This is a genomic window from Corynebacterium sp. HMSC069E04 (genome assembly GCF_001813175.1).
GTDB lineage: Bacteria > Actinomycetota > Actinomycetes > Mycobacteriales > Mycobacteriaceae > Corynebacterium > Corynebacterium aurimucosum.
Genome location: NZ_KV811636.1, coordinates 1 through 18,263, shown reverse-complemented (window position 1 = coordinate 18,263; position 18,263 = coordinate 1). Strand labels below are relative to the sequence as shown.

The following is an 18,263-nucleotide window of genomic DNA, read 5'->3' as shown; positions in this document are numbered from 1 at the left end:
TGCAGTTTTCCAAAACGCGTTAGCATAGGAAGCCATGAGCGAAACACCTGATCCGATCCGCACCGCCCATCAGTGGCTGAAGGAGGCTGCCGAGCTGATCGGCGCCTCTCCCGAGGAGGCCACCGCTTTGATCAAAGAACTTCTCGATCTGACCAAAGACGTTGCGCATACCCAGTCCCGGCCCGCCGCTCCCCTAACCGCTTACCTGGTGGGGCTCGCGTCCAAGAACACCGATGAGGCCCGTGCACACATTGCCACCTTGAAGGAGGCCCTCAACCGATGAGCGGGCGCGTCAACGCCACATTCGCTGTGACCAAGGTGCGCCTCGATGAGAACGGCCACGTCACCCAAGTCGATACCCGTGGCGATTCCGTCGCCGGCGAGGAGCCGCTGGAGATCCGCGTCGGCGGGCAAACACTAACGACGACGATGCGCACCCCGGGACACGACGTCGAGCTGGCACATGGTTTCCTCCACTCCGAAGGACACATTGAGAAGGTCAGTGACGTCCGGGGGGCCCGCTACTGCGCCGGCGCCTCGGTGGATGGGCGCAATCCCTATAATCTGCTCGACGTGGAGCTGGCTAACCCCCACGCGCTCACGCTCGCCGATCTGCGTCTGACCACCACCACGTCCGCCTGCGGCGTGTGTGGCACCTCCTCCATCGAGGCACTCATGAAGCAGTCACGCTACGAGATTCCACAGGTGCCGGTGGATCCGGGGGTCGTCGCCAAGCTGCCCGAGGCCCTCAAGCGGGAGCAGAAGCAGTTCCGTAAAACCGGAGGTATTCACGCTGCCGGGGCCTTTACTCTCGACGGCGCTCCCGTCGTGGTGCGCGAGGACGTCGGGCGGCACAACGCCGCCGACAAGGTCATCGGCAACCTGCTCATGGAAGGAAAGCTGCCCGCCAGTGACCTCATTCTGGTCATGAGCTCGCGCGCCAGCTTCGAACTCGTCAACAAGGCCGCTATGGCCGGCTTCGGCATGCTTGTCGCGGTCTCCGCAGCCTCCTCCCTAGCCGTCACAACCGCCCGGGAGACGGGCATGGCGCTCGTCGGCTTTGCCCGCGGCGACCGATTCAACCTTTATTCGGGTCAACTTAGTCGCGATACGCTTCCGGGCCGGAGTTAAGCCACGCGTAGACCCCACCCATGAGGAAGCCACCGCCGATGAGGTTTCCCATCCACGCGATGGACCAGTTGGTGAGCACCGCGCCCAGGCTAAAGGCATCGGGCAGCGGGCTAGCACAGAAGACCGTCAGCATCATCAGACAGAAGTTCGCGATGACGTGCTCAAGGCTTAAGCCCACAAAGCACGCGATGATGGGAACGATGACGAAGAATTTGGACACCAGCTCCTTGGCCGAGATCGCCCCGATGATCGCCATGTTCACCACGAAGTTGGCAACGATGGCCTCGACGAAAAGACCGCCCGGGGTCTTCTCCAGCTTCCCCGCCGACATCGTGGCGATAAGGTGACCCGGGTCCATGTTTCCCAGCTTCGCGGACACCGACATGGCGGCGGCAAAAATCACTACGCCGACGAGGTTAAACAGCGTGGTCACCACGAGCAACCACAGCGCCTTTCCCCACCCCACCTGCTTCTTCACCGCGCCGTAGACCATGTACATCATGTTGCTGGTGGCCAAATCAGCACCCAAGATGACAATGGCGAACAGGCCGAGCCCGAAAAGCGCAGCGAAAACCAAGGAGCCCAAGCCAGCCGCGTGCTTTTCGACACCCATCCCCACTACGCCAGCGAATGCCGTGCCGATGGCTAGGTACGCGCCCGCCAGGGTAGCTCGCACGGCGAAACGGGCGAGGGATTCGTCGAGAAGCGTGAGCTTCTTCTTCACCGCAACGGCGGCGGCTTCGTTGAGAGACATCCAGTACCTCACTGGCTCGAGAAACGTTAAGGCACCCGATATCGTACTCCGTGTCAGGACGCGCGAAACCCCCGGCCTCCTTGCAGGGAGTACCGGGGGTCGTTCTCTATCTCAAAGAGAAAGTGTCGCCGCTTACTTGAACGGGAAGCCGAGCTCGCGCAGGAGCTTGCGGCCTTCCTCGTCGTTGGTAGCGGAGGTGACGACGGTGATGTCCATACCGCGCGGGCGGTCCACCTTGTCGATGTCGATCTCGTAGAACATGGTCTGCTCGCTGAGGCCGAAGGTGTAGTTGCCGTGGCCGTCGAACTGCTGGTCGGAGAGACCGCGGAAGTCGCGAATACGCGGCAGCGCGATGGTCAGCAGGCGGTCCAGGAACTCCCACATGCGGTCGCCACGCAGGGTAACGCGTGCGCCGATGGGCATGCCCTCACGGAGCTTGAAGTTAGCGATGGACTTCTTAGCGCGACGCACCTGCGGCTTCTGGCCGGTGATAGCGGTAAGGTCCTCGAGAGCGCCGTTGATCATCTTGGAGTCGCGGGCAGCGTCGCCCACACCCATGTTGACGACAACCTTGGTGACGCCCGGAATCTGCATCACGTTCTCGTACTTGAACTCTTCGTTCAGAGCCTTCTTGATTTCCTCGCGGTAGCGGGTCTTCAGACGCGGAGTGTAGTTCTCGCTCATTTTAGATGTCCTTCCCGTTGCTACGTGCGATGCGGACCTTCTTGCCGTTCTCGTCGAAACGGTAGCCCACGCGGGTCGGGTTGCCCTCGGAGTCAACGATCGCAACGTTGGACACGTGGATCGGAGCTTCCTGGGTAACGATTCCGCCGGACTCGGCGCCACGCTCGGTAGCGGAGTTAGCAACGTGCTTCTTGACGCGGTTAACGCCCTCAACGAGGACCTTGTCACGCTTCGGGTATGCCTCGATGACCTTGCCCTTCGCGCCCTTGTCCGGGCCCGAAATAACGATCACCATATCGCCCTTATGAATCTTCATAAGACTAGATCACCTCCGGTGCGAGAGAAACGATCTTCATGAAGCGCTTGTCACGAAGTTCGCGAGCAACCGGGCCGAAGATGCGGGTACCGCGCGGCTCGTTGTCACCCTTGAGAATAACTGCGGCGTTTTCATCGAATGCGATGTAGGAGCCGTCCGGGCGACGGGTCTCCTTCTTGGCGCGTACGATGACGGCCTTGACGATGTCGCCTTCCTTTACGTTGCCACCCGGGATGGCTTCCTTGACAGTGGCGACGACGATGTCACCAATGCCAGCGAAACGTCGAACGGAGCCGCCGAGAACGCGGATGACGAGGATCTCTCGTGCACCAGAGTTATCGGCGACGCGCAGACGCGATTCTTTCTGAATCACTATGGGTCTCCTGACCTGGATTAACGTGCGTCAAGATTTCCGTCCTTGACACACCTGGTCTACTTGCTTATGTGGCACAGGCTGTGCGACGAACTCGCTGTTCACAGCGGTCGAAGGGTCTCGGTGCGGCGATTCGGAAACGCATCGCGCTGCACCGACCGGCCATATGCAACCCATACATTCAAGCATGCCTTAGACTGTTTCCCCAAATTGCACGCCCCGCTGCTTCCCACAGCCCGGTTGCATGACGGAGCTCCCATGCGGCATCCCCCTCGCTCGCGCCTGCACTCCTAGGCCTTGGAGGCTGATGCGGTGGTTGTCGCATCAGCAGGTTCTGGTTTCGGGTCCACGGTAAGGAATGCATCGCCGAAGGAAATCTCCTCGCCCGTGACGAAGGCCGGCAGGACCGGGCCTGTCTTCTTCGAGTTGGACACGACGACCGGCGTGGTCACCGGGTAGTCGGCGGCCTTGATGGCTGCGATGTCGAACTCGCACAGCAGGTCACCAGCCTTCACCTCATCGCCCTTGGACACGTGCGAGGTGAAGTGCTCGCCCTTCAGGTTCACGGTGTCGAAGCCGATGTGCATGAGAATGTCCACGTTGTTGCCGTCAGCATCCTTGCCACGCACGGCATACGCGTGCTTGGAAGGAAAGGTGACGGTAACCTTGCCGTCAATCGGGGAGACGAGGCGCCCCTCGGTCGGCTCGATGGCCGCGCCCGCGCCCAGCTTTCCAGCGGCAAACATCGGGTCGGAGACCGACTCCAAGGCGATGGCCTTACCAGCCAGCGGGGAAGCCACGCGGTAGGCATTCGGGTCAGCGGTGGCGGCAGGAACCGCGCCACCCACGCCGGTGCCGGCAGCACCGACCTCATCGGGGTCGATGGAACCATTCTTCGCAATCAGGTAGCGGCCATATACAAAGGCCACGCCGAAGGAAAGGATCAAAGACGTAAAGGCGCAGATGAAGAACTGCGTGTAATCCTCGGGACGCATGGAGACGAAGCCGATGAAGCCGGCGGCACCGAGGGCGGTGGCTTTGACGTCGAGAAGCGCAATGAACGTCGAGGCCACTGCGGAAGCGCCCATGCCGATGTAGAAAGGCCAGCGCAAGCGCAAGTTCACACCGAAGATGGCAGGCTCGGTAATACCGAAGAGTGCGGAGACACCCGAGGCACCGGACAAGCCCTTGAGCTTCTCAGAGCGAGCAAGGAAGTAGACCGCCAAGGCCACGCCACCTTGGGCGATGTTAGCCATGGAGGCCACCGCGAAGATGAAGGAACCGCCCTCGTTCCACAACATCGTCTCAATCGGCGGGAAGGACTGGTGCAGGCCGGTAATGACGATCGGCGAGTAGAACAAACCGAAGATGAAGCCGCCCACCGGGCCGGCGAAGGTGTAGAGGTTGTTGAGCCCTGCGCCGAGCATGTCGCCGGCAGTACGCAGAACAGGACCGACCGCAATGAAGGTGATAAAGCCCGTCACCAGCAGCGTGAGCAGCGGGGTGAGCATGAAGTCCACCGTGCCCTTGAGGTGCTTGTGCAGGAACTTCTCAATCGTGGCCAGAATCCACGCGATGACCAGAATCGGCAGGATGGAACCCTGGTAGCCCGCCTGGGCCACGTCGAGGCCGAAGATGTTCCAGTAGGACATCTCGCCCGCCTCGATGGTCGCGGCCACTTGGTAGCCGTTCACTAGGTCCGGCATCACCATGGCCATGGCCATGCCGGCGCCGAGGAACTCATTGCCGCCGAAGCGCTTGGTGGCGGTGAAGCCCACCAGGATGGGCAGGAAGGCAAACGGCGCGGACGCCAGGAGGTTGATGAGCCCGGCGACATCCGCCATGGCAGGGAACATCTCAATGACGGACTGCTCGCCGAACAGGCCATTGGCTGTCAGCACGTTGTTGAGCGCCATGAGCAGACCGCCGCCGACCAGAATCGGGATGAGCGGTACGAAGATATCCGCGAGGACCTTTACCGCGCGGGAGAACCAGTTGCCGGAGTCGGCGGCAATGTCCTTGAGCTTGTCCGTGGACACCGCGATGTCCTTGGTGGTTATCTTGTTGAGCTGGTCGAAGACGATGTTGACATCGCCCGGTCCGACGATGACCTGGAACATGCCCCCGGCCTCAAAGATGCCCTTGAGGTCCGGATCATTTTCCAGCGCGGCCTTGTCGACCTTCTTGCTGTCCTTGAGCACCATCCGCAGGCGGGTGGCGCAGTGCGCCAGCGCCACGATGTTGTCTTCGCCGCCGATGGCTGAGAGTATTCGCGCCGCGACCTGTGAGTGATCCATTCCGGCGTGCCTCCTCGGAGAGTGAGATGAATTTAACAGTGTCACCTCTTATTAGACACGTCACTCAACATAAAGCCAAGCAATCGGGCGCAAATATAGGAAAGTTCACACCCTAACGGGCCTCCCAACCGCGCCAGCGAGCGTCGCTGGCACCAAAGACTGCCGACGCCCCCGCAATCCGCCCATCGCCCGCGAAGACTTCTACCGCGCAGCCATCCGCGATGAGCTCCACAGAACCCGCCGGGCAGGACACGACGCGCTCATCTTCACCAGAGTTAAGCCGCAGCTTTCCCTCGCCGTAGGTGACGCGGAAAGCGTCGGCACCGGAGTCGTCGATAAGCACATACGTTCCCTCGCCGGCCGTCAGCGTTGCTACAGAACCGAACCCCTCTCGTGCCGGCCCCGCCGGCACGGACCACAGCGGCGCCTGGCGCAACCAGCCATCCTCCAGCCACACGCGCCGCGGCAAGGTGAGCGTGTGGACCCAGCCTTTCGCAACCGTCGGGGTGTCATCCTGCGCGGGCAGCCCCATCCAGCCCAGCATGATGGCCTCGCCATCCTTTTCCACCAGCTGCGGCGCATAGAACTGGTGGCCATAGTCCAGCTCGCTGAAGCCGCGCTCGACGTGGAAAACCGTTCCCTCCAAGCGGCCCACGAGGTAGCCGCACTGGTCGGAGGAGGCATAGTGCGTGGTGCCGTCGGCAAGCACCGGCTCAAGACCTTGCGGGCAGATGACTAGGACGTCCTTGTCCTCCCCCGTCGCGCGGTCACACATAGTGACGAGGTTGGGGCATTCCCACATGTAGCCACCCGGCACCAGGTCCGGGCTGAGGCCCGGCTCAGCGCCCGAGGTATCAAAGGTGAGCGGACCTTGGAAGGACCACTGCGCCAGATCTGTAGAACGGTAGAGCACGGCGTGCCCCGTTTCATCCTCCGCCTGGGCGCCGAGCACCATGCGCCAGCCGTCCTTATCGCAGGTGATCTGGGGATCGCGAAAATGCCCCGTGAAGCCCTCCGCGGGCCCATTGATGAGTGGATTCGCGGGATCGTGCTCGTACAGGCCGCCCTCCGGACCACCCGCATCGACTGCGCGGACGCGGTTCTGCGAGGGAATCCGCACGCCTTCGCGCTTCAGGTTGCCGGTATAAAACAGCCAGACGTCCTCGCCGTCGACCACCGCACCACCCGAGTAACAACCGTGGGCGTCGTGCTCACGGATGGGGTACAGCGCGTCCGGGTAGTGCCGCCAGGGTTTCGCCTCGCTCAAGGAAGCCACGGCATGCCCCCAGCCCGTCTGCTTTGCCGCGTGGGGGAAGCAGGGGTCGTGCTGATAATAAACATGCAGGTTATCGCCGTCGATGAAAACTCCGTTGGGGTCGTTCAGGCGGCCGGAGGGCGGAGAGAGGTGGAAAAGCGGACGGTAGTTCATGCTCTCGATAGTATGGGGTCCATGGACATTATGGTGTGTGGCGAAGGCCTCGTTGACCTCGTACCACGGGGACGCGGACAGCTGGCGGACTTAACCCCGGCCTTGGGTGGCGGCCCCTTCAACGTAGCGGTCGCGGCGGGGCGTTTGGGTGCAAACGTGGGATTTCAGTCGCGTCTCTCGCGGGATGCATTCGGGCAGGCGCTGATTGAACGCCTTGCTGAAGAGGGCGTCGATACCTCGCTCGTGCAGCGCGGTGACGAGCCCACAACACTAGCGGTCTGCAATATCGGGGAGGACGGGTCGGCCACCTATTCTTTCTATACGGAGGGCACGGCGGACCGCCTGGTGGAGCCTGTGCTTGCCGACGTCCCCTGGGCCTGCTTCGGCACCGTCTCCCTCGCCTTGGAGCCTGGCGCATCCCGCTATGCCGCGCTGCTTCAGGAGCTTGCGGCACAGGGCACGAAAGTGGCCTTGGATCCCAACATCCGCCCCTTCTTCGCCACCCCGGCGCACCGTGAGTTCTTGCTGTCCTTGCTGCCGCACGTCACGCTGCTGAAGCTGAGTGAGGAAGAAGTTGAGTTCCTCGGTGAGGACGCGCTGGCACAAGTGCCTGTGGTCGTAACCACGCGTGGCGCGGAGGGGCTCAGTGTGCGCACAGATTCGGTATCGGTGCAGGTCCCGCCGGTCACGGTAGAGGTGGCGGACACCATCGGCGCGGGCGACACAGTCATGGCCGCGCTCTTGAGCCAGGTGGTGGAGCGGGATATTGATGCGCTGGGCGTCGAGGAGTGGCGGGAAATCCTGCGCTTTGCGGCGACGGCCGCAGCCATTACGGTGTCCCGCACGGGCGCGCAGCCGCCCACGCTTTCTGAGGTGGAGGAGCGCCTGTGAGTTATCCACTGCGCGCCGGCGTCCTGCACGGCCTGCTCTTCGTGCTGGTGGCCGTGGCCTTCATCCTGCCGGTGCTCTTCGGCGCTGCAGCACTACTACCGGTGCCGCTTGCGGCGTGGGCGTCGGTGGTGCTCGCCGCACTCACGCTTGTCGACGCCTCCTACCACGCCTTCTCCCCCTCCCAGCGCCCCACCCGCGGTTTACGAGCCCTGTCGGCGGTAGCCAGCGCTGCGCTCATCGCTGGCTGGTTGGTGTGGCTGCGGATTTATAACACCATCGACCTGGTGAGCGCCACGCCCTACCGTATCGGCACGTTCCTTCTCGCGGTAGGCGCGGTGTTGAGCGCGTTCTGTCTCGCCATTGCACTCACGCACCGGGGCACACGCTAGACTCTTGGAGGCTTCCGCCCCCGGGTTCGCCGCCCGATTCAGAGCACGCGTTCCCTAGAGGACTTCGTCTGGGGTGTAGTCCACGTACAGCGCACCCATAGGAACGCTCGTATCGCTTTGCCACCAGCCGCGGTCGGGTTCAAAGGGCAAGGTGACGTGCTTGCCCTCGTAGCCTGCCCACGCGCTTTTCTCGACGAGCCCAATGCAACTCTTGCCGGAAAAGGTCAACGTTTTCCGTGACGGGCTGCCACTCTTATATCCGCTCAAGGTGGTGGGCGCATCCAAGGCCAAGAACCAGACCTCTGTCGAGGCGTAATCGGACACGACAATGCCTGGCACGCCACCATCGAGGTCGCCTGCTTTGGCCTTGTGCACAGTGCCTGACACCGTGGTGGGAGCATCGGCAGGATTGCCCTCACTGGCAACGCGATCCTTCCGGTACTCGCACTTTTCGATGCCACTGGTGACGGAGGTGTCCGCCTCGGCATTGTTTCCATCGTTGGGTGCAGGTGTCTTCGTGACCTCGGCGGTGCCAGATTTACCGGCACCAGGCGAGTAGCCCGCCGGAAGCGTCGGTTTGGGTCCGGCAGCTTCGGTGCTGGGCTGGGGCTGCGCCGCCGACTCCGGTTTAGCTTGCGTAGGTGAAACGTCCGCGGCGGAGTCCACAGCCGGGGCGTCGGCAGCAACGGGGGCCGGCTCCTCTGCGGCGCAACCGACGAGGGCCGCTACGGAGGAAACGCAGACAAGGGTAAGCAGAGAGCGAGAGAACGCGGACATACGGCGTTAAACCTTTCAGGAGATGAACGGCCTAACCCTAGCACGTTCCTGCAGCGCAGCCGGATAAAATCGGAGAGCATTCCCCTAGCCAGCCTGTGCTGTGTTGCGCCGATTCAGCCCGGTAGGGGGCAGAAAAAATGACCCCCACGGTGAACGTAGGGGTCATTGATATCGAAGAGGGCTAGATATTACTTAGCCTTCTCAACGATCTCGACGAGACGGAAGTGCTTGTCCTTGGACAGCGGGCGAGTCTCGGCGATGAGAACGCGGTCGCCGATGCCGGCGGTCTCGTTCTCGTCGTGCGCCTTAACCTTCTTGTTAGTGCGCATAATCTTGCCGTAGAGGGCGTGCTGCTTGCGGTCCTCGAGCTCGACAACGATGGTCTTATTCATCTTGTCGGAGACAACGATGCCGGTGCGGGTCTTGCGAGCGCCCTTTTCCTTCTTAGTGTTCACGTTTGCCTCACTCATGATTAAGCCTCAGCTCCCGGAGCAACGGACAGGCCCAGCTCGCGCTCGCGCAGAACGGTGTAGATGCGGGCGATGTCGCGCTTAACCGTGCCGATGCGGCGGTTGTTGGTCAGCTGGCCGGTGGCCTTCTGGAAGCGAAGGTTGAAGAGCTCTTCCTTCGCATCCTTCAGGCGGTTCTCCAGCTCAGCGTTGTCGAGCTCACGGAACTCGTGGGCGGGGGTACCGGTAGCCATTAGAACTGGTCCTCCTTCTTGATGATGCGGACCTTGCACGGAAGCTTCTGGCCGGCGCGGCGCAGAGCCTCGATGGCGGTAGCTTCGTTCGGGTAGGTCATCTCGAAGAGGATGCGGCCCGGCTTAACGTTGGCAACCCACTTCTCGACGGGACCCTTACCGGAACCCATACGCACGCCGAGCGGCTTCTGGGTCAGCGGACGGTCCGGGAAGATGTTGATCCACACCTTGCCACCACGCTTGACGTGGCGGTTGATGGCAATACGTGCGGCCTCAATCTGGCGGTTGGTGATGTACGCCGGCTCAAGAGCCTGGATAGCGTAGTCACCGAAGTTGATGCGGTTACCGCCCTTGGACACACCCGAGCGGGTCGGGCGGTGCTGGCGACGGTACTTGACGCGCTTAGGAATCAGCATGGATTAGCCCTCCTGCTTCTGCTGTGCGCGCTGGCGACGCTGGCCACCACGACGCGAGCGACCGTTACGGTCACCGCGGCCGCGGCCCTGCGCCGGAGCGTTCTGTTCGGACTCGCGGACGCCACCGACAACGTCACCCTTGTAGATCCACACCTTGATGCCGATGCGGCCGAAGGTGGTGTGGGCCTCTGCGGTGCCGTAGTCGATTTCGGCGCGAAGGGTGTGCAGCGGAACGCGACCCTCGTGGTAGCGCTCAACGCGAGACATTTCTGCACCGCCCAGGCGGCCGGACAGCAGAATCTTGATGCCCTTGACCTGCGGCTGGCGCATAGCGGACTGAATAGCCTTGCGCATTGCACGACGGAATGCGACGCGGTTAACCAGCTGCTCCGCGATGGACTGTGCAACCAGGGTTGCGTTGGCGTCGACCTGCTTGACCTCGAGGATGTTGAGGGCAACCATCTTGCCCGTGAGCTTCTCCAGCTCACGACGGATGCGGTCAGCCTCAGCGCCGCGGCGGCCAATCACGATGCCCGGGCGGGCGGTGTGAATGTCCACGCGGACGCGGTCGCGGGTGCGCTCGATGACGACGTCGGCGATGCCGGCGCGGTCGAGGCCCTTCTCCAGGTACTCGCGGATCTTGATGTCTTCGGCTACGTAGTTTGCGTAGTCCTTATCGGCGTACCAGTGGGTCTTCCAGTCGGAAGTGATGCCCAAACGTAGGCCGTGAGGATGGATCTTCTGGCCCATTACTTGGCCCCTTCCTTCTGGCTCTCGACAACCACGGTGATGTGGCTGGTGCGCTTACGAATCATGAATGCGCGGCCCTGTGCGCGCGGCTGGAAACGACGCATGGTCGGCCCCTCGTTGGCATAAGCCTCGGAGATGACCAGGGTGCGCGGGTCCAGACCGAAGTTGTTCTCAGCGTTGGCAGCTGCGGATGCAACAACCTTGGCAACCGGCTCAGCGGCGCCCTGCGGAGCGTACTTCAGGATTGCAAGTGCCTCGGCTACGGACTTACCGCGGACCAAGTCGATGACGCGGCGTGCCTTCATCGGGGTAACGCGGACGTAGCGAGCCGTTGCGGATGCGGAGGTGATGGTGTCACTCATCGCTTATCGACGTCCCTTCTTGTCGTCCTTGACGTGACCCTTAAAGGTCTTGGTGGGTGCGAACTCACCGAGCTTGTGACCAACCATGGAGTCCTCGACGAACACCGGCACATGCTTGCGGCCGTCATGGACGGCGAAGGTGTGACCGATGAAGTCGGGCAGGATGGTGGAGCGGCGAGACCAGGTCTTGATGACCTGCTTGGTGCCGGCCTCGTTCTGAGCATCAACCTTGTTGAGGAGGTGCTCATCGACGAACGGGCCCTTCTTAAGGCTGCGTGGCATTGTTTACCTCCTCTTAGCGCTTCTTGTTCGGGCGACGACGGCGCACGATCATGTTGTTCGAGTAACGGTTCGGGTTGCGGGTGCGGCCTTCCTTGTGGCCCCACGGCGACACCGGGTGGCGACCACCCGAGGTCTTACCCTCACCACCACCGTGCGGGTGGTCAACCGGGTTCATAACGACACCGCGGACGGTCGGGCGGACGCCCTTCCAGCGCATACGGCCGGCCTTGCCCCAACGGATGTTCATCTGGTCAGCGTTGCCAACCTCACCGACGGTGGCGCGGCAACGGATGTCGACGCGACGGATCTCGGAGGACGGCATACGCAGGATGGCGTACTTGCCTTCCTTACCCAGCAGCTGGATGGAGGCACCAGCGGAGCGGGCCAGCTTAGCGCCAGCGCCCGGCTTGAGCTCCACAGCGTGGATGGTGGTACCGGTCGGGATGTTGCGCAGCGGCAGGTTGTTGCCAACCTTGATATCCGCGTTCGGACCAGCCTCGACGATGGTGCCCTGCTTCAGGCCCTTCGGGGCGATGATGTAGCGCTTCTCGCCATCTGCGTAGTGCAGGAGGGCGATGTTGGCGGTACGGTTCGGGTCGTACTCGATGTGTGCGACCTTTGCAGGGATGCCGTCCTTGTCGGTACGACGGAAGTCGATCAGACGGTAACGGCGCTTGTGGCCACCGCCGATGTGGCGGGTGGTGATGCGGCCGTAGTTGTTACGACCACCAGTCTTGCTCAGCGGGCGCAGCAGGGACTTCTCCGGGGTCGAGCGAGTGATTTCCTCGAACTCGGACACGGAGGATGCGCGGCGACCCGGAGTTGTCGGCTTGTACTTACGAATAGCCATAATTCTTCCTTTTCCTTTCGGCTCTTCGGTGGGGCTTAAGCGCCTGCGCCGAAGACGTCGATGGAGTCGCTGCCTTCACGGAGCGTCACGTAGGCGCGCTTGGTGGACTTACGCTGACCGTAGCCGGTGCGGGTGCGCTTGCGCTTGCCTGCACGGTTCACGGTGTTCACGGAAGCAACCTTCACGCCGAAGATCTGCTCGACGGCATCTTTAATCTGGGTCTTGTTGGAGTCCGTGGAGACGTAGAACGTGTAGACGTTCTGTTCCATCAGGCCGTAGGACTTCTCGGACACAACCGGTGCGATGATGACGTCGCGCGGGTTAGCGAGCTTAGCCATTACTTCTCCTCCTTAGCTTCCTCGGCGGCGCCGGTAGCGCGCTCGACGAAGGTGTGCAGAGCCTCAACGGAGAACACAACGTCGTCCGAGTAGAGGACGTCGTAGGTGTTCAGCTGGCCGGCGTCCAGGATCTGGACGTTCGGCAGGTTGTTGGCGCTGCGGCGAGCATTGATGTCCTCGCGGCCGATGACCAGAAGAACATTCTTGCGGTCGGTGAGGCGCTCGATGAAAGCCTTGGCCTGCTTGGTGGACGGGGTCTGGCCCGGGACGAGCTCCTCGATGACGTGGATGCGCTCGTTACGTGCACGGTCAGACAGTGCGCCGTAGAGAGCAGCCTTGATCATGCGCTTCGGGGTGCGCTGGGAGTAGTCACGCGGGACCGGGCCGTGCACGGTGCCACCACCGGTGTAGTGAGGCGCACGGATGGAGCCCTGGCGGGCGCGGCCGGTGCCCTTCTGACGGAACGGCTTGCGACCACCGCCGCGGACCTCGCCGCGAGTCTTGGTCTTGTGGGTACCCTGACGAGCAGCAGCGAGCTGTGCGTTGACTACCTGGTGCATCAAAGCAATGGATGCCTCGGTGTCAAAGAGCTCGGCCGGCAACTCAACGGTGCCGTTGGTCTTACCGTCAGCGGTCTGGACGTCTAGCTTGAGGTTGCTCATGCGTGTGCACCGCCCTTCACTGCGGTCTTAACGGTGACGAGGCCACCGCGCGCACCCGGGATAGCACCCTTGATGAGCAGCAGGTTGGACTCGGCATCAATCTTCTGAATCTTCAGGTTCTGGGTGGTCACGCGGTCCTGGCCCATGCGGCCAGCCATGCGCTTACCCTTGAAGACGCGGCCCGGGAACGAAGCGCCACCAATGCCACCAACGCGGCGGTGAGCAGCCTGGTTACCGTGGGCAGCGCCCTGGCCTGCGAAGCCGTGGCGCTTCATGGCGCCAGCGTAGCCGTGACCCTTGGTGGTGCCGGTAACGTCAACGAAGGACACGCCCTCGAAGATGTCCACCTTGACCTCCTGGCCGACCTCGTATGCGGAGGTGTCGTCCATGCGGATCTCAGCGACGTAACGGCGCGGGGTCACGCCAGCCTTCTTGAAGTGACCGGTTGCAGGCTTGTTGACCTTGCGCGGGTCCTTCTCGCCGAAGGCAATCTGGATGGCGTTGTAGCCATCGGTTTCTTTCGTACGGATCTGGGTAACCACGCACGGGCCAGCCTCGACGACGGTCACCGGCACAACGCGGTTCTCCTCGTCGAAGACCTGGGTCATGCCGAGCTTGGTGCCCAGAATTCCCTTGATCTCGTTTTCACTCATTGTTTGTTCTCCACCAAATACGTTGTGTCGATCGCTTACTGGATATTCACGTCGACGCTTGCCGGAAGGTCGATGCGCATGAGGGCGTCAACGGTCTTCGGGGTCGGGTCGAGAATGTCGATGAGGCGCTTGTGAGTGCGCATCTCGAAGTGCTCGCGAGAGTCCTTGTACTTGTGCGGAGAACGAATAACGGCGTATACGTTCTTCTCGGTTGGGAGCGGCACCGGGCCGACAACACGAGCACCCGTACGGGTAACGGTCTCGACGATCTTCTTAGCAGAAGCGTCGATGGCCTCGTGGTCGTAGGCCTTCAGCCGAATGCGGATTTTTTGTCCCGCCACGCTTATCCTCTTCCTCGCTTCCCCACTTTCACATTCCCGGCGTATCCGGGGCGTGAAGCGGTGGGAAATTGCTTCTCGATTTCTCTATAACGTTGTCCGGGCTGGAAGCCATGGCTCAACGCCAGTTGTCTGACTGTCATGACGACCACGAGAGCGACTTAAGGCAAAAGCCCAGAGTGCAGTGCTCGTGACGGGGTACAAGACCCGTAGTCAAAGTAAATAGGAAGAAGACTGGGGCGTTAGATCTCAATGATCCGCAACCAAAGTCTTATTCATATACTGCCGCTGTTTATTTGCCATGCCCCTTCTCCGGTCCATCTTCTCGGGATTGTCTCTGCTCAAGCGCGGACCTAGCCCGATCGGATGACCTTCGCGTGTAGCTCTAAAAGAACTCCACAACAAAGGTGTCATGTTCGCCTTACCAGCAACAACGCCCTACAAGCTGAAGCCTGTGGTTACGTCGCTGTGTTAAAGCAACCCCTGTATTTAAGCACGTAACCTCGCGTTTTCCAAACTTATGTAGAAACAGTGGGTAACATCACGTTTTGGCCAAGGATTGACTCTCCGCCGCCCCGCGGACCGCGTTCGCGGTTAAGCTCGTGACGTAGATACATACCTACATCAACTACACAATGAGAGGGATCCACCATGGCTGAAAACACCACCCCCAAGGACGTCGCCGAGCAGACCGCCCCGGCGAACGACGCCACCCCGGCCCCTGCCCCGGAGCGCAACAAGAACCTAGAGACCGATTTCGGCACCACCCGCATCGATGATGTCGTTGTGTCCAAGATCGCCGGCATCGCCGCCCGCGAGGTTTCCGGCGTCGCCGCCCTCGGCGGCGGTGGCGCCCGCATGATGGGCTCCATCCGCGAATCCTTCGGCGCTTCCGAGGACGTCCGCCAGGGCGTGAGCGTCGAGGTGAACAACGGCACCGCCTCCATCGATATCGCCATCATCGCCGAATACGGCGTGGCCATCCACGAGCTCGCCGAAGCCATTCGCCGCAACATCATGAATGCGGTCGAGCGCATGACCGGCCTGTCCGTCGACCGCGTCGACGTCGTCGTCCACGACGTCAAGCTACCGAAGGAAGAGGACGAGTCCGCCGAGGCAACCCCGGCGGTTACCCAGGGCCAGGCATAACGTGACCTCTGCCGAGCTCACCCTCCCCCTTGCCACGTCCATAGCGGCGGCGGTGACGGATCTGAGGGGCGTCGCCAAGCTCTCGCCCGGCCGATTCGGGGAGGTCGCGCTGCTCTTTCCCGGTGAGCGCGTGCACGGCATCCGCCGCCCCAGCCCGCAGGATGACACGCACCTGGAGCTGCACATTGTCGTTGATGTCAGCGCAGGCGTACCACTCGCCGAGCTTGGCGACGTCACCCGCACCACCGTCCGCGCCACCTGGCCCGCAGTGCGCCGCGTAGACGTGGTCTTCGACGACGCGATCTAAAAGGAACCGACATACAGAACTAAAGGAAAACCATGAAGAACTACACCTCCCTCGGCGTGATCGCCGGCTTGGTTCTGGCCTTTTTCATCTACCTCGGCGTGTGGTACGTCGCGCTCGCGGTCTTGCTTGCCGCGGTCGGCGGCGTCATCGGCGCGCATTTCGACGGCCGCATTGACCTCACCGCGGTGTGGAAGGGCGTGGTCGGCCAGGATAGAGGCCGAGGCTAGTGAGCACCGAATCAACCGGGGTCGCCCTCTTCGGGCGAACCCGCTTTTCCCTGCGCGCGATGGAGAAGGTCATTAACGCCGCCATTGCGAGCGTGCCGGGGACCGCGGCTGTCGACGCCAAATTAGCCGGCCTCGCCGGCCGCGCCTTTCCGCGCGTGATGGCGCAAATGGATCCGGATACGCAGATGGTGGCGGTGGATGTCGACATCGCTGTGTACTGGCCCTCCCCCGTCACCGAGGTGGCGAAGGCAGTCCGCACGGCAATCCGCGAGGCAGTCCGCGATTTCACAGGTTTTCGCACCACTCGCGTCAACGTAACGGTGGGCGGTGCGGTCCCAGGCGAGCGTACAACCGCGCTGGCGGTCGAGACACGCGCGCCACTGCCGGCGCAGATTCCGGCGATTGTTCCGGAGCGCGCTGTGAAGCCGGTGGACGTAAGCCAGCGCGCCGCGGTGCGCCAAGTGTCGGCCCCTGCGCCGGTCCCTGTACGCACGGTGAGGGTGCCGGAGGCGGTGCGGGTGAGGGGCGTCGGCAAGCCTGCGGACGTTAAGGTGCGCACGGAAGGTTTCGGCCCTGGCGAGAATCGCTACGACAAGCTGCGCCCCATCCACACGGCCGAACCGCAGCCGCTGCGCGCAGTCACGGATCCTGCGCCGGTACAGGTCCGCTCGGTGCCTGCGCCACGGGAGTTCGCGCTGCGCCACGTCGAAGTGCCCCGCCCGGTTGAACCGCGCGGCGTGGACCTTCCGCATACTTCTCCGCTTCGCGTCCCGCATGCCAAGCCGCTTCAGCTTCGCCCAATTGCGATTCGGCCCTCGGCCGAGTTCACACGCCAGGTAGACGTTCCACGTCCGGTGCCGCTGCGCGCCATCACCATCCGCGAAGGAGGTCAACATGAGTGAGAACTCGCTGCCCGCTGGCTTTGGCCAACGCCCGAAAGCCTCCCCACCGGCGCGGGGGTGGACCATCATCGTGGGCATCCTGCTGCTCGCGGCCGCCGTCATCGTGGGGCGTGAGGCCTGGGTGGCAGGTGCCAACGAGGGCGCAACCTCGTGGCTGCAGCCCTTCATCGACGTGATGTCCTCGCCGGAGATCCATACATGGATGCTTGTGGCCGGGGGCGTGGCGATCTTCGTCGGGTTGATTCTGTTGTGGGCGGCGTGTGCGCCGCGGAAGACAACGCACGTGCGGATTGGCTCCGAGGATGCGTCGATGTGGCTGCGCGCGGTGGATATTGCACGGGTGGCGTCGGCAACGGCGCGTCGGGTGCCGGGAACGACGGCGGCGCGGAGTCGGGCCAAGATCACCAAGGAGCGCTCCCGTATCACGGTCACGGCCACGGGCGATGCCGATGATGCGCAGCTTAAGGAGCGCGTGACTGAAGCGGTGACGGCGGCGCTGGCGGCTATCACGCCAGCGCCGGAGGTTACCGTGGTGATTGAGAATGAACAGGAGGACATCGCCAATGTCTAAGAAGCTTGCGGGTGTGGACCGCGCGATACTTGCGGTGTTGGGAATCCTGCTCATAGCTTTGGGCGTGTGGCCGATTCTCATCCACTTCGACGTGCCTTTCGCTACGTACTTGGCCTCGTGGGTGGACCACGACACGTGGGCGGGTCTGCCTGGGCAGTCTTGGTGGCCTTTTGCGCTGGGCTTGGCGACGATCATCTGTGCCCTCACCGGCCTGTGGCTGGTGATAAGCAACCTGCGCCATCATCGCTTTAATTCGATGCCCTCGGAGGAATCGAATGAGGAGGGTGCGATTAAGACGGAGATGCCCGCGATTGCAGGGGCGGTAGCGGATACTCTCGCTGACATTGAGGGCGTGGAGAAAGTATCGCGGCTGGTAGCCTACGACCGCTCGCGGCCGACGTTGCAGTATGAGGTGCTAGCGGATCCCGATACCCCGCTGCTGCGCATCAAGGATGCCATTGAGGTCAATGACCGCGACTTCCGCGCGGCCTTCCCGGACGTGGATGTGGATACGCGGTACAAGGTTCACTTCACGAAGGTCCGCAACGCTACCGTCTAGGCCGCCGCGCGCGGCGAGCGGGCTTACTCACCGCCTACGTTCGCCTTGCGGCACCTACTAACCTCGCATTCTCTTGCCTCCGCGGTTGGCGTTTTGCCCACCGGTAAGCAGGCGGTTTCTGCTTCCGGTTGCGGGGTTGCTGGTGCTGTTTTA

The 18,263-nt window shown here is 62.5% G+C and carries 28 protein-coding genes; 10 read left to right on the top strand and 18 right to left on the bottom strand.

The features are described 5' to 3' along the window. The first annotated feature begins 34 nt into the window (after positions 1-34). Entirely contained in the window at positions 35-283 is a 249-nt protein-coding gene (locus HMPREF2896_RS02630; protein ID WP_010189574.1) for a DUF6457 domain-containing protein, read from the top strand. Next, on the top strand, positions 280-1,131 hold the full coding sequence (fdhD, locus tag HMPREF2896_RS02625; RefSeq protein WP_070710826.1) for a formate dehydrogenase accessory sulfurtransferase FdhD: 852 nt from the start codon (positions 280-282) through the stop codon (positions 1,129-1,131). The genes HMPREF2896_RS02630 and fdhD overlap by 4 nt, the downstream gene beginning before the upstream one ends. Here fdhD and HMPREF2896_RS02620 read toward each other — a convergent pair. The 6 genes from HMPREF2896_RS02620 to HMPREF2896_RS02595 all read right to left on the bottom strand — a co-directional run bounded on the left by HMPREF2896_RS02620 (position 1,100) and on the right by HMPREF2896_RS02595 (position 6,984). Continuing rightward, the gene (locus HMPREF2896_RS02620; protein ID WP_070710825.1) at positions 1,100-1,885 is read right to left on the bottom strand and encodes a formate/nitrite transporter family protein; all 786 of its coding nucleotides are present in this window, start codon (positions 1,883-1,885) and stop codon (positions 1,100-1,102) included. The genes fdhD and HMPREF2896_RS02620 overlap by 32 nt on opposite strands. A gap of 132 nt (positions 1,886-2,017) precedes the next feature. Beyond that, on the bottom strand, positions 2,018-2,569 hold the full coding sequence (gene rplE / locus HMPREF2896_RS02615) for a 50S ribosomal protein L5 (protein WP_010189579.1): 552 nt from the start codon (positions 2,567-2,569) through the stop codon (positions 2,018-2,020). 1 nt (position 2,570) lies between these two features. Next, the gene (gene rplX / locus HMPREF2896_RS02610) at positions 2,571-2,885 is read right to left on the bottom strand and encodes a 50S ribosomal protein L24 (RefSeq protein ID WP_005527724.1); all 315 of its coding nucleotides are present in this window, start codon (positions 2,883-2,885) and stop codon (positions 2,571-2,573) included. A gap of 4 nt (positions 2,886-2,889) precedes the next feature. After that, a complete protein-coding gene (gene rplN / locus HMPREF2896_RS02605; RefSeq protein ID WP_070446572.1) occupies positions 2,890-3,258 on the bottom strand; it encodes a 50S ribosomal protein L14 in 369 nt (122 codons plus the stop codon). 290 nt (positions 3,259-3,548) lie between these two features. Then, complete coding sequence (locus HMPREF2896_RS02600) at positions 3,549-5,555, bottom strand: sucrose-specific PTS transporter subunit IIBC (protein WP_070717481.1); 2,007 nt, start codon at positions 5,553-5,555, stop codon at positions 3,549-3,551. Positions 5,556-5,667: 112 nt separating this feature from the next. Further along, the gene (locus HMPREF2896_RS02595) at positions 5,668-6,984 is read right to left on the bottom strand and encodes a glycoside hydrolase family 32 protein (RefSeq protein ID WP_070717478.1); all 1,317 of its coding nucleotides are present in this window, start codon (positions 6,982-6,984) and stop codon (positions 5,668-5,670) included. A gap of 21 nt (positions 6,985-7,005) precedes the next feature. Between HMPREF2896_RS02595 and HMPREF2896_RS02590 the strand changes: the two genes are divergently transcribed. Next, positions 7,006-7,875 carry a carbohydrate kinase family protein gene (locus HMPREF2896_RS02590; protein ID WP_070717550.1) on the top strand — a complete coding sequence of 290 codons (870 nt, stop codon included), beginning with the start codon at positions 7,006-7,008 and terminating at the stop codon, positions 7,873-7,875. Beyond that, on the top strand, positions 7,872-8,264 hold the full coding sequence (locus HMPREF2896_RS02585; RefSeq protein WP_070717476.1) for a hypothetical protein: 393 nt from the start codon (positions 7,872-7,874) through the stop codon (positions 8,262-8,264). Before HMPREF2896_RS02590 ends, HMPREF2896_RS02585 begins: the two co-directional genes overlap by 4 nt. Before the next feature lie 54 nt (positions 8,265-8,318). Here the strand turns inward: HMPREF2896_RS02585 and HMPREF2896_RS02580 are convergent, their stop codons facing one another. The 12 genes from HMPREF2896_RS02580 to rpsJ all read right to left on the bottom strand — a co-directional run bounded on the left by HMPREF2896_RS02580 (position 8,319) and on the right by rpsJ (position 14,398). Then, positions 8,319-9,041, bottom strand: a complete 723-nt coding sequence (locus tag HMPREF2896_RS02580) for a hypothetical protein (protein WP_070717474.1) — start codon at positions 9,039-9,041, stop codon at positions 8,319-8,321. A 188-nt stretch (positions 9,042-9,229) separates the two neighbouring features. Continuing rightward, on the bottom strand, positions 9,230-9,511 hold the full coding sequence (gene rpsQ, locus HMPREF2896_RS02575; protein WP_010189641.1) for a 30S ribosomal protein S17: 282 nt from the start codon (positions 9,509-9,511) through the stop codon (positions 9,230-9,232). Positions 9,512-9,513: 2 nt separating this feature from the next. Continuing rightward, on the bottom strand, positions 9,514-9,744 hold the full coding sequence (gene rpmC, locus HMPREF2896_RS02570) for a 50S ribosomal protein L29 (RefSeq protein ID WP_010189642.1): 231 nt from the start codon (positions 9,742-9,744) through the stop codon (positions 9,514-9,516). Then, complete coding sequence (gene rplP, locus HMPREF2896_RS02565) at positions 9,744-10,160, bottom strand: 50S ribosomal protein L16 (protein ID WP_010189643.1); 417 nt, start codon at positions 10,158-10,160, stop codon at positions 9,744-9,746. Before rplP ends, rpmC begins: the two co-directional genes overlap by 1 nt. 3 nt (positions 10,161-10,163) lie before the next feature. After that, positions 10,164-10,910, bottom strand: coding sequence for a 30S ribosomal protein S3 (gene rpsC, locus HMPREF2896_RS02560; RefSeq protein WP_070717470.1), 747 nt, complete (start codon positions 10,908-10,910; stop codon positions 10,164-10,166). Beyond that, the gene (gene rplV / locus HMPREF2896_RS02555) at positions 10,910-11,272 is read right to left on the bottom strand and encodes a 50S ribosomal protein L22 (RefSeq protein ID WP_010189645.1); all 363 of its coding nucleotides are present in this window, start codon (positions 11,270-11,272) and stop codon (positions 10,910-10,912) included. The genes rpsC and rplV overlap by 1 nt, the downstream gene beginning before the upstream one ends. 3 nt (positions 11,273-11,275) lie before the next feature. Then, complete coding sequence (gene rpsS / locus HMPREF2896_RS02550; protein ID WP_010189646.1) at positions 11,276-11,554, bottom strand: 30S ribosomal protein S19; 279 nt, start codon at positions 11,552-11,554, stop codon at positions 11,276-11,278. A gap of 13 nt (positions 11,555-11,567) precedes the next feature. After that, on the bottom strand, positions 11,568-12,404 hold the full coding sequence (gene rplB / locus HMPREF2896_RS02545; protein ID WP_010189648.1) for a 50S ribosomal protein L2: 837 nt from the start codon (positions 12,402-12,404) through the stop codon (positions 11,568-11,570). Between the two features lie 35 nt (positions 12,405-12,439). Beyond that, positions 12,440-12,742 (bottom strand): 50S ribosomal protein L23, encoded by a 303-nt coding sequence (gene rplW, locus HMPREF2896_RS02540; RefSeq protein ID WP_010189649.1) that lies wholly within the window; start codon positions 12,740-12,742, stop codon positions 12,440-12,442. After that, a complete protein-coding gene (rplD, locus tag HMPREF2896_RS02535) occupies positions 12,742-13,404 on the bottom strand; it encodes a 50S ribosomal protein L4 (protein ID WP_010189650.1) in 663 nt (220 codons plus the stop codon). Before rplD ends, rplW begins: the two co-directional genes overlap by 1 nt. After that, on the bottom strand, positions 13,401-14,057 hold the full coding sequence (rplC, locus tag HMPREF2896_RS02530; RefSeq protein ID WP_010189651.1) for a 50S ribosomal protein L3: 657 nt from the start codon (positions 14,055-14,057) through the stop codon (positions 13,401-13,403). The genes rplD and rplC overlap by 4 nt, the downstream gene beginning before the upstream one ends. A gap of 35 nt (positions 14,058-14,092) precedes the next feature. Further along, entirely contained in the window at positions 14,093-14,398 is a 306-nt protein-coding gene (gene rpsJ / locus HMPREF2896_RS02525; RefSeq protein WP_003848085.1) for a 30S ribosomal protein S10, read from the bottom strand. Positions 14,399-15,046: 648 nt separating this feature from the next. On the opposite strand from rpsJ, the gene HMPREF2896_RS02520 reads away from it, so the two are divergent. The 6 genes from HMPREF2896_RS02520 to HMPREF2896_RS02495 are packed head-to-tail and all read left to right on the top strand — an operon-like array spanning position 15,047 to position 18,110. Beyond that, positions 15,047-15,544, top strand: coding sequence for an Asp23/Gls24 family envelope stress response protein (locus tag HMPREF2896_RS02520; RefSeq protein WP_070717467.1), 498 nt, complete (start codon positions 15,047-15,049; stop codon positions 15,542-15,544). Between the two features lies 1 nt (position 15,545). Then, the gene (locus HMPREF2896_RS02515; protein WP_070717463.1) at positions 15,546-15,851 is read left to right on the top strand and encodes a hypothetical protein; all 306 of its coding nucleotides are present in this window, start codon (positions 15,546-15,548) and stop codon (positions 15,849-15,851) included. A gap of 32 nt (positions 15,852-15,883) precedes the next feature. Beyond that, the gene (locus HMPREF2896_RS02510) at positions 15,884-16,078 is read left to right on the top strand and encodes a hypothetical protein (RefSeq protein ID WP_010189668.1); all 195 of its coding nucleotides are present in this window, start codon (positions 15,884-15,886) and stop codon (positions 16,076-16,078) included. Then, on the top strand, positions 16,078-16,980 hold the full coding sequence (locus HMPREF2896_RS02505) for an Asp23/Gls24 family envelope stress response protein (protein ID WP_070717462.1): 903 nt from the start codon (positions 16,078-16,080) through the stop codon (positions 16,978-16,980). Before HMPREF2896_RS02510 ends, HMPREF2896_RS02505 begins: the two co-directional genes overlap by 1 nt. Then, entirely contained in the window at positions 16,973-17,551 is a 579-nt protein-coding gene (locus HMPREF2896_RS02500) for a DUF6286 domain-containing protein (RefSeq protein WP_070717459.1), read from the top strand. The genes HMPREF2896_RS02505 and HMPREF2896_RS02500 overlap by 8 nt, the downstream gene beginning before the upstream one ends. Next, positions 17,544-18,110 (top strand): Asp23/Gls24 family envelope stress response protein, encoded by a 567-nt coding sequence (locus tag HMPREF2896_RS02495; protein ID WP_070717456.1) that lies wholly within the window; start codon positions 17,544-17,546, stop codon positions 18,108-18,110. The genes HMPREF2896_RS02500 and HMPREF2896_RS02495 overlap by 8 nt, the downstream gene beginning before the upstream one ends. Positions 18,111-18,263 lie beyond the last annotated feature (153 nt).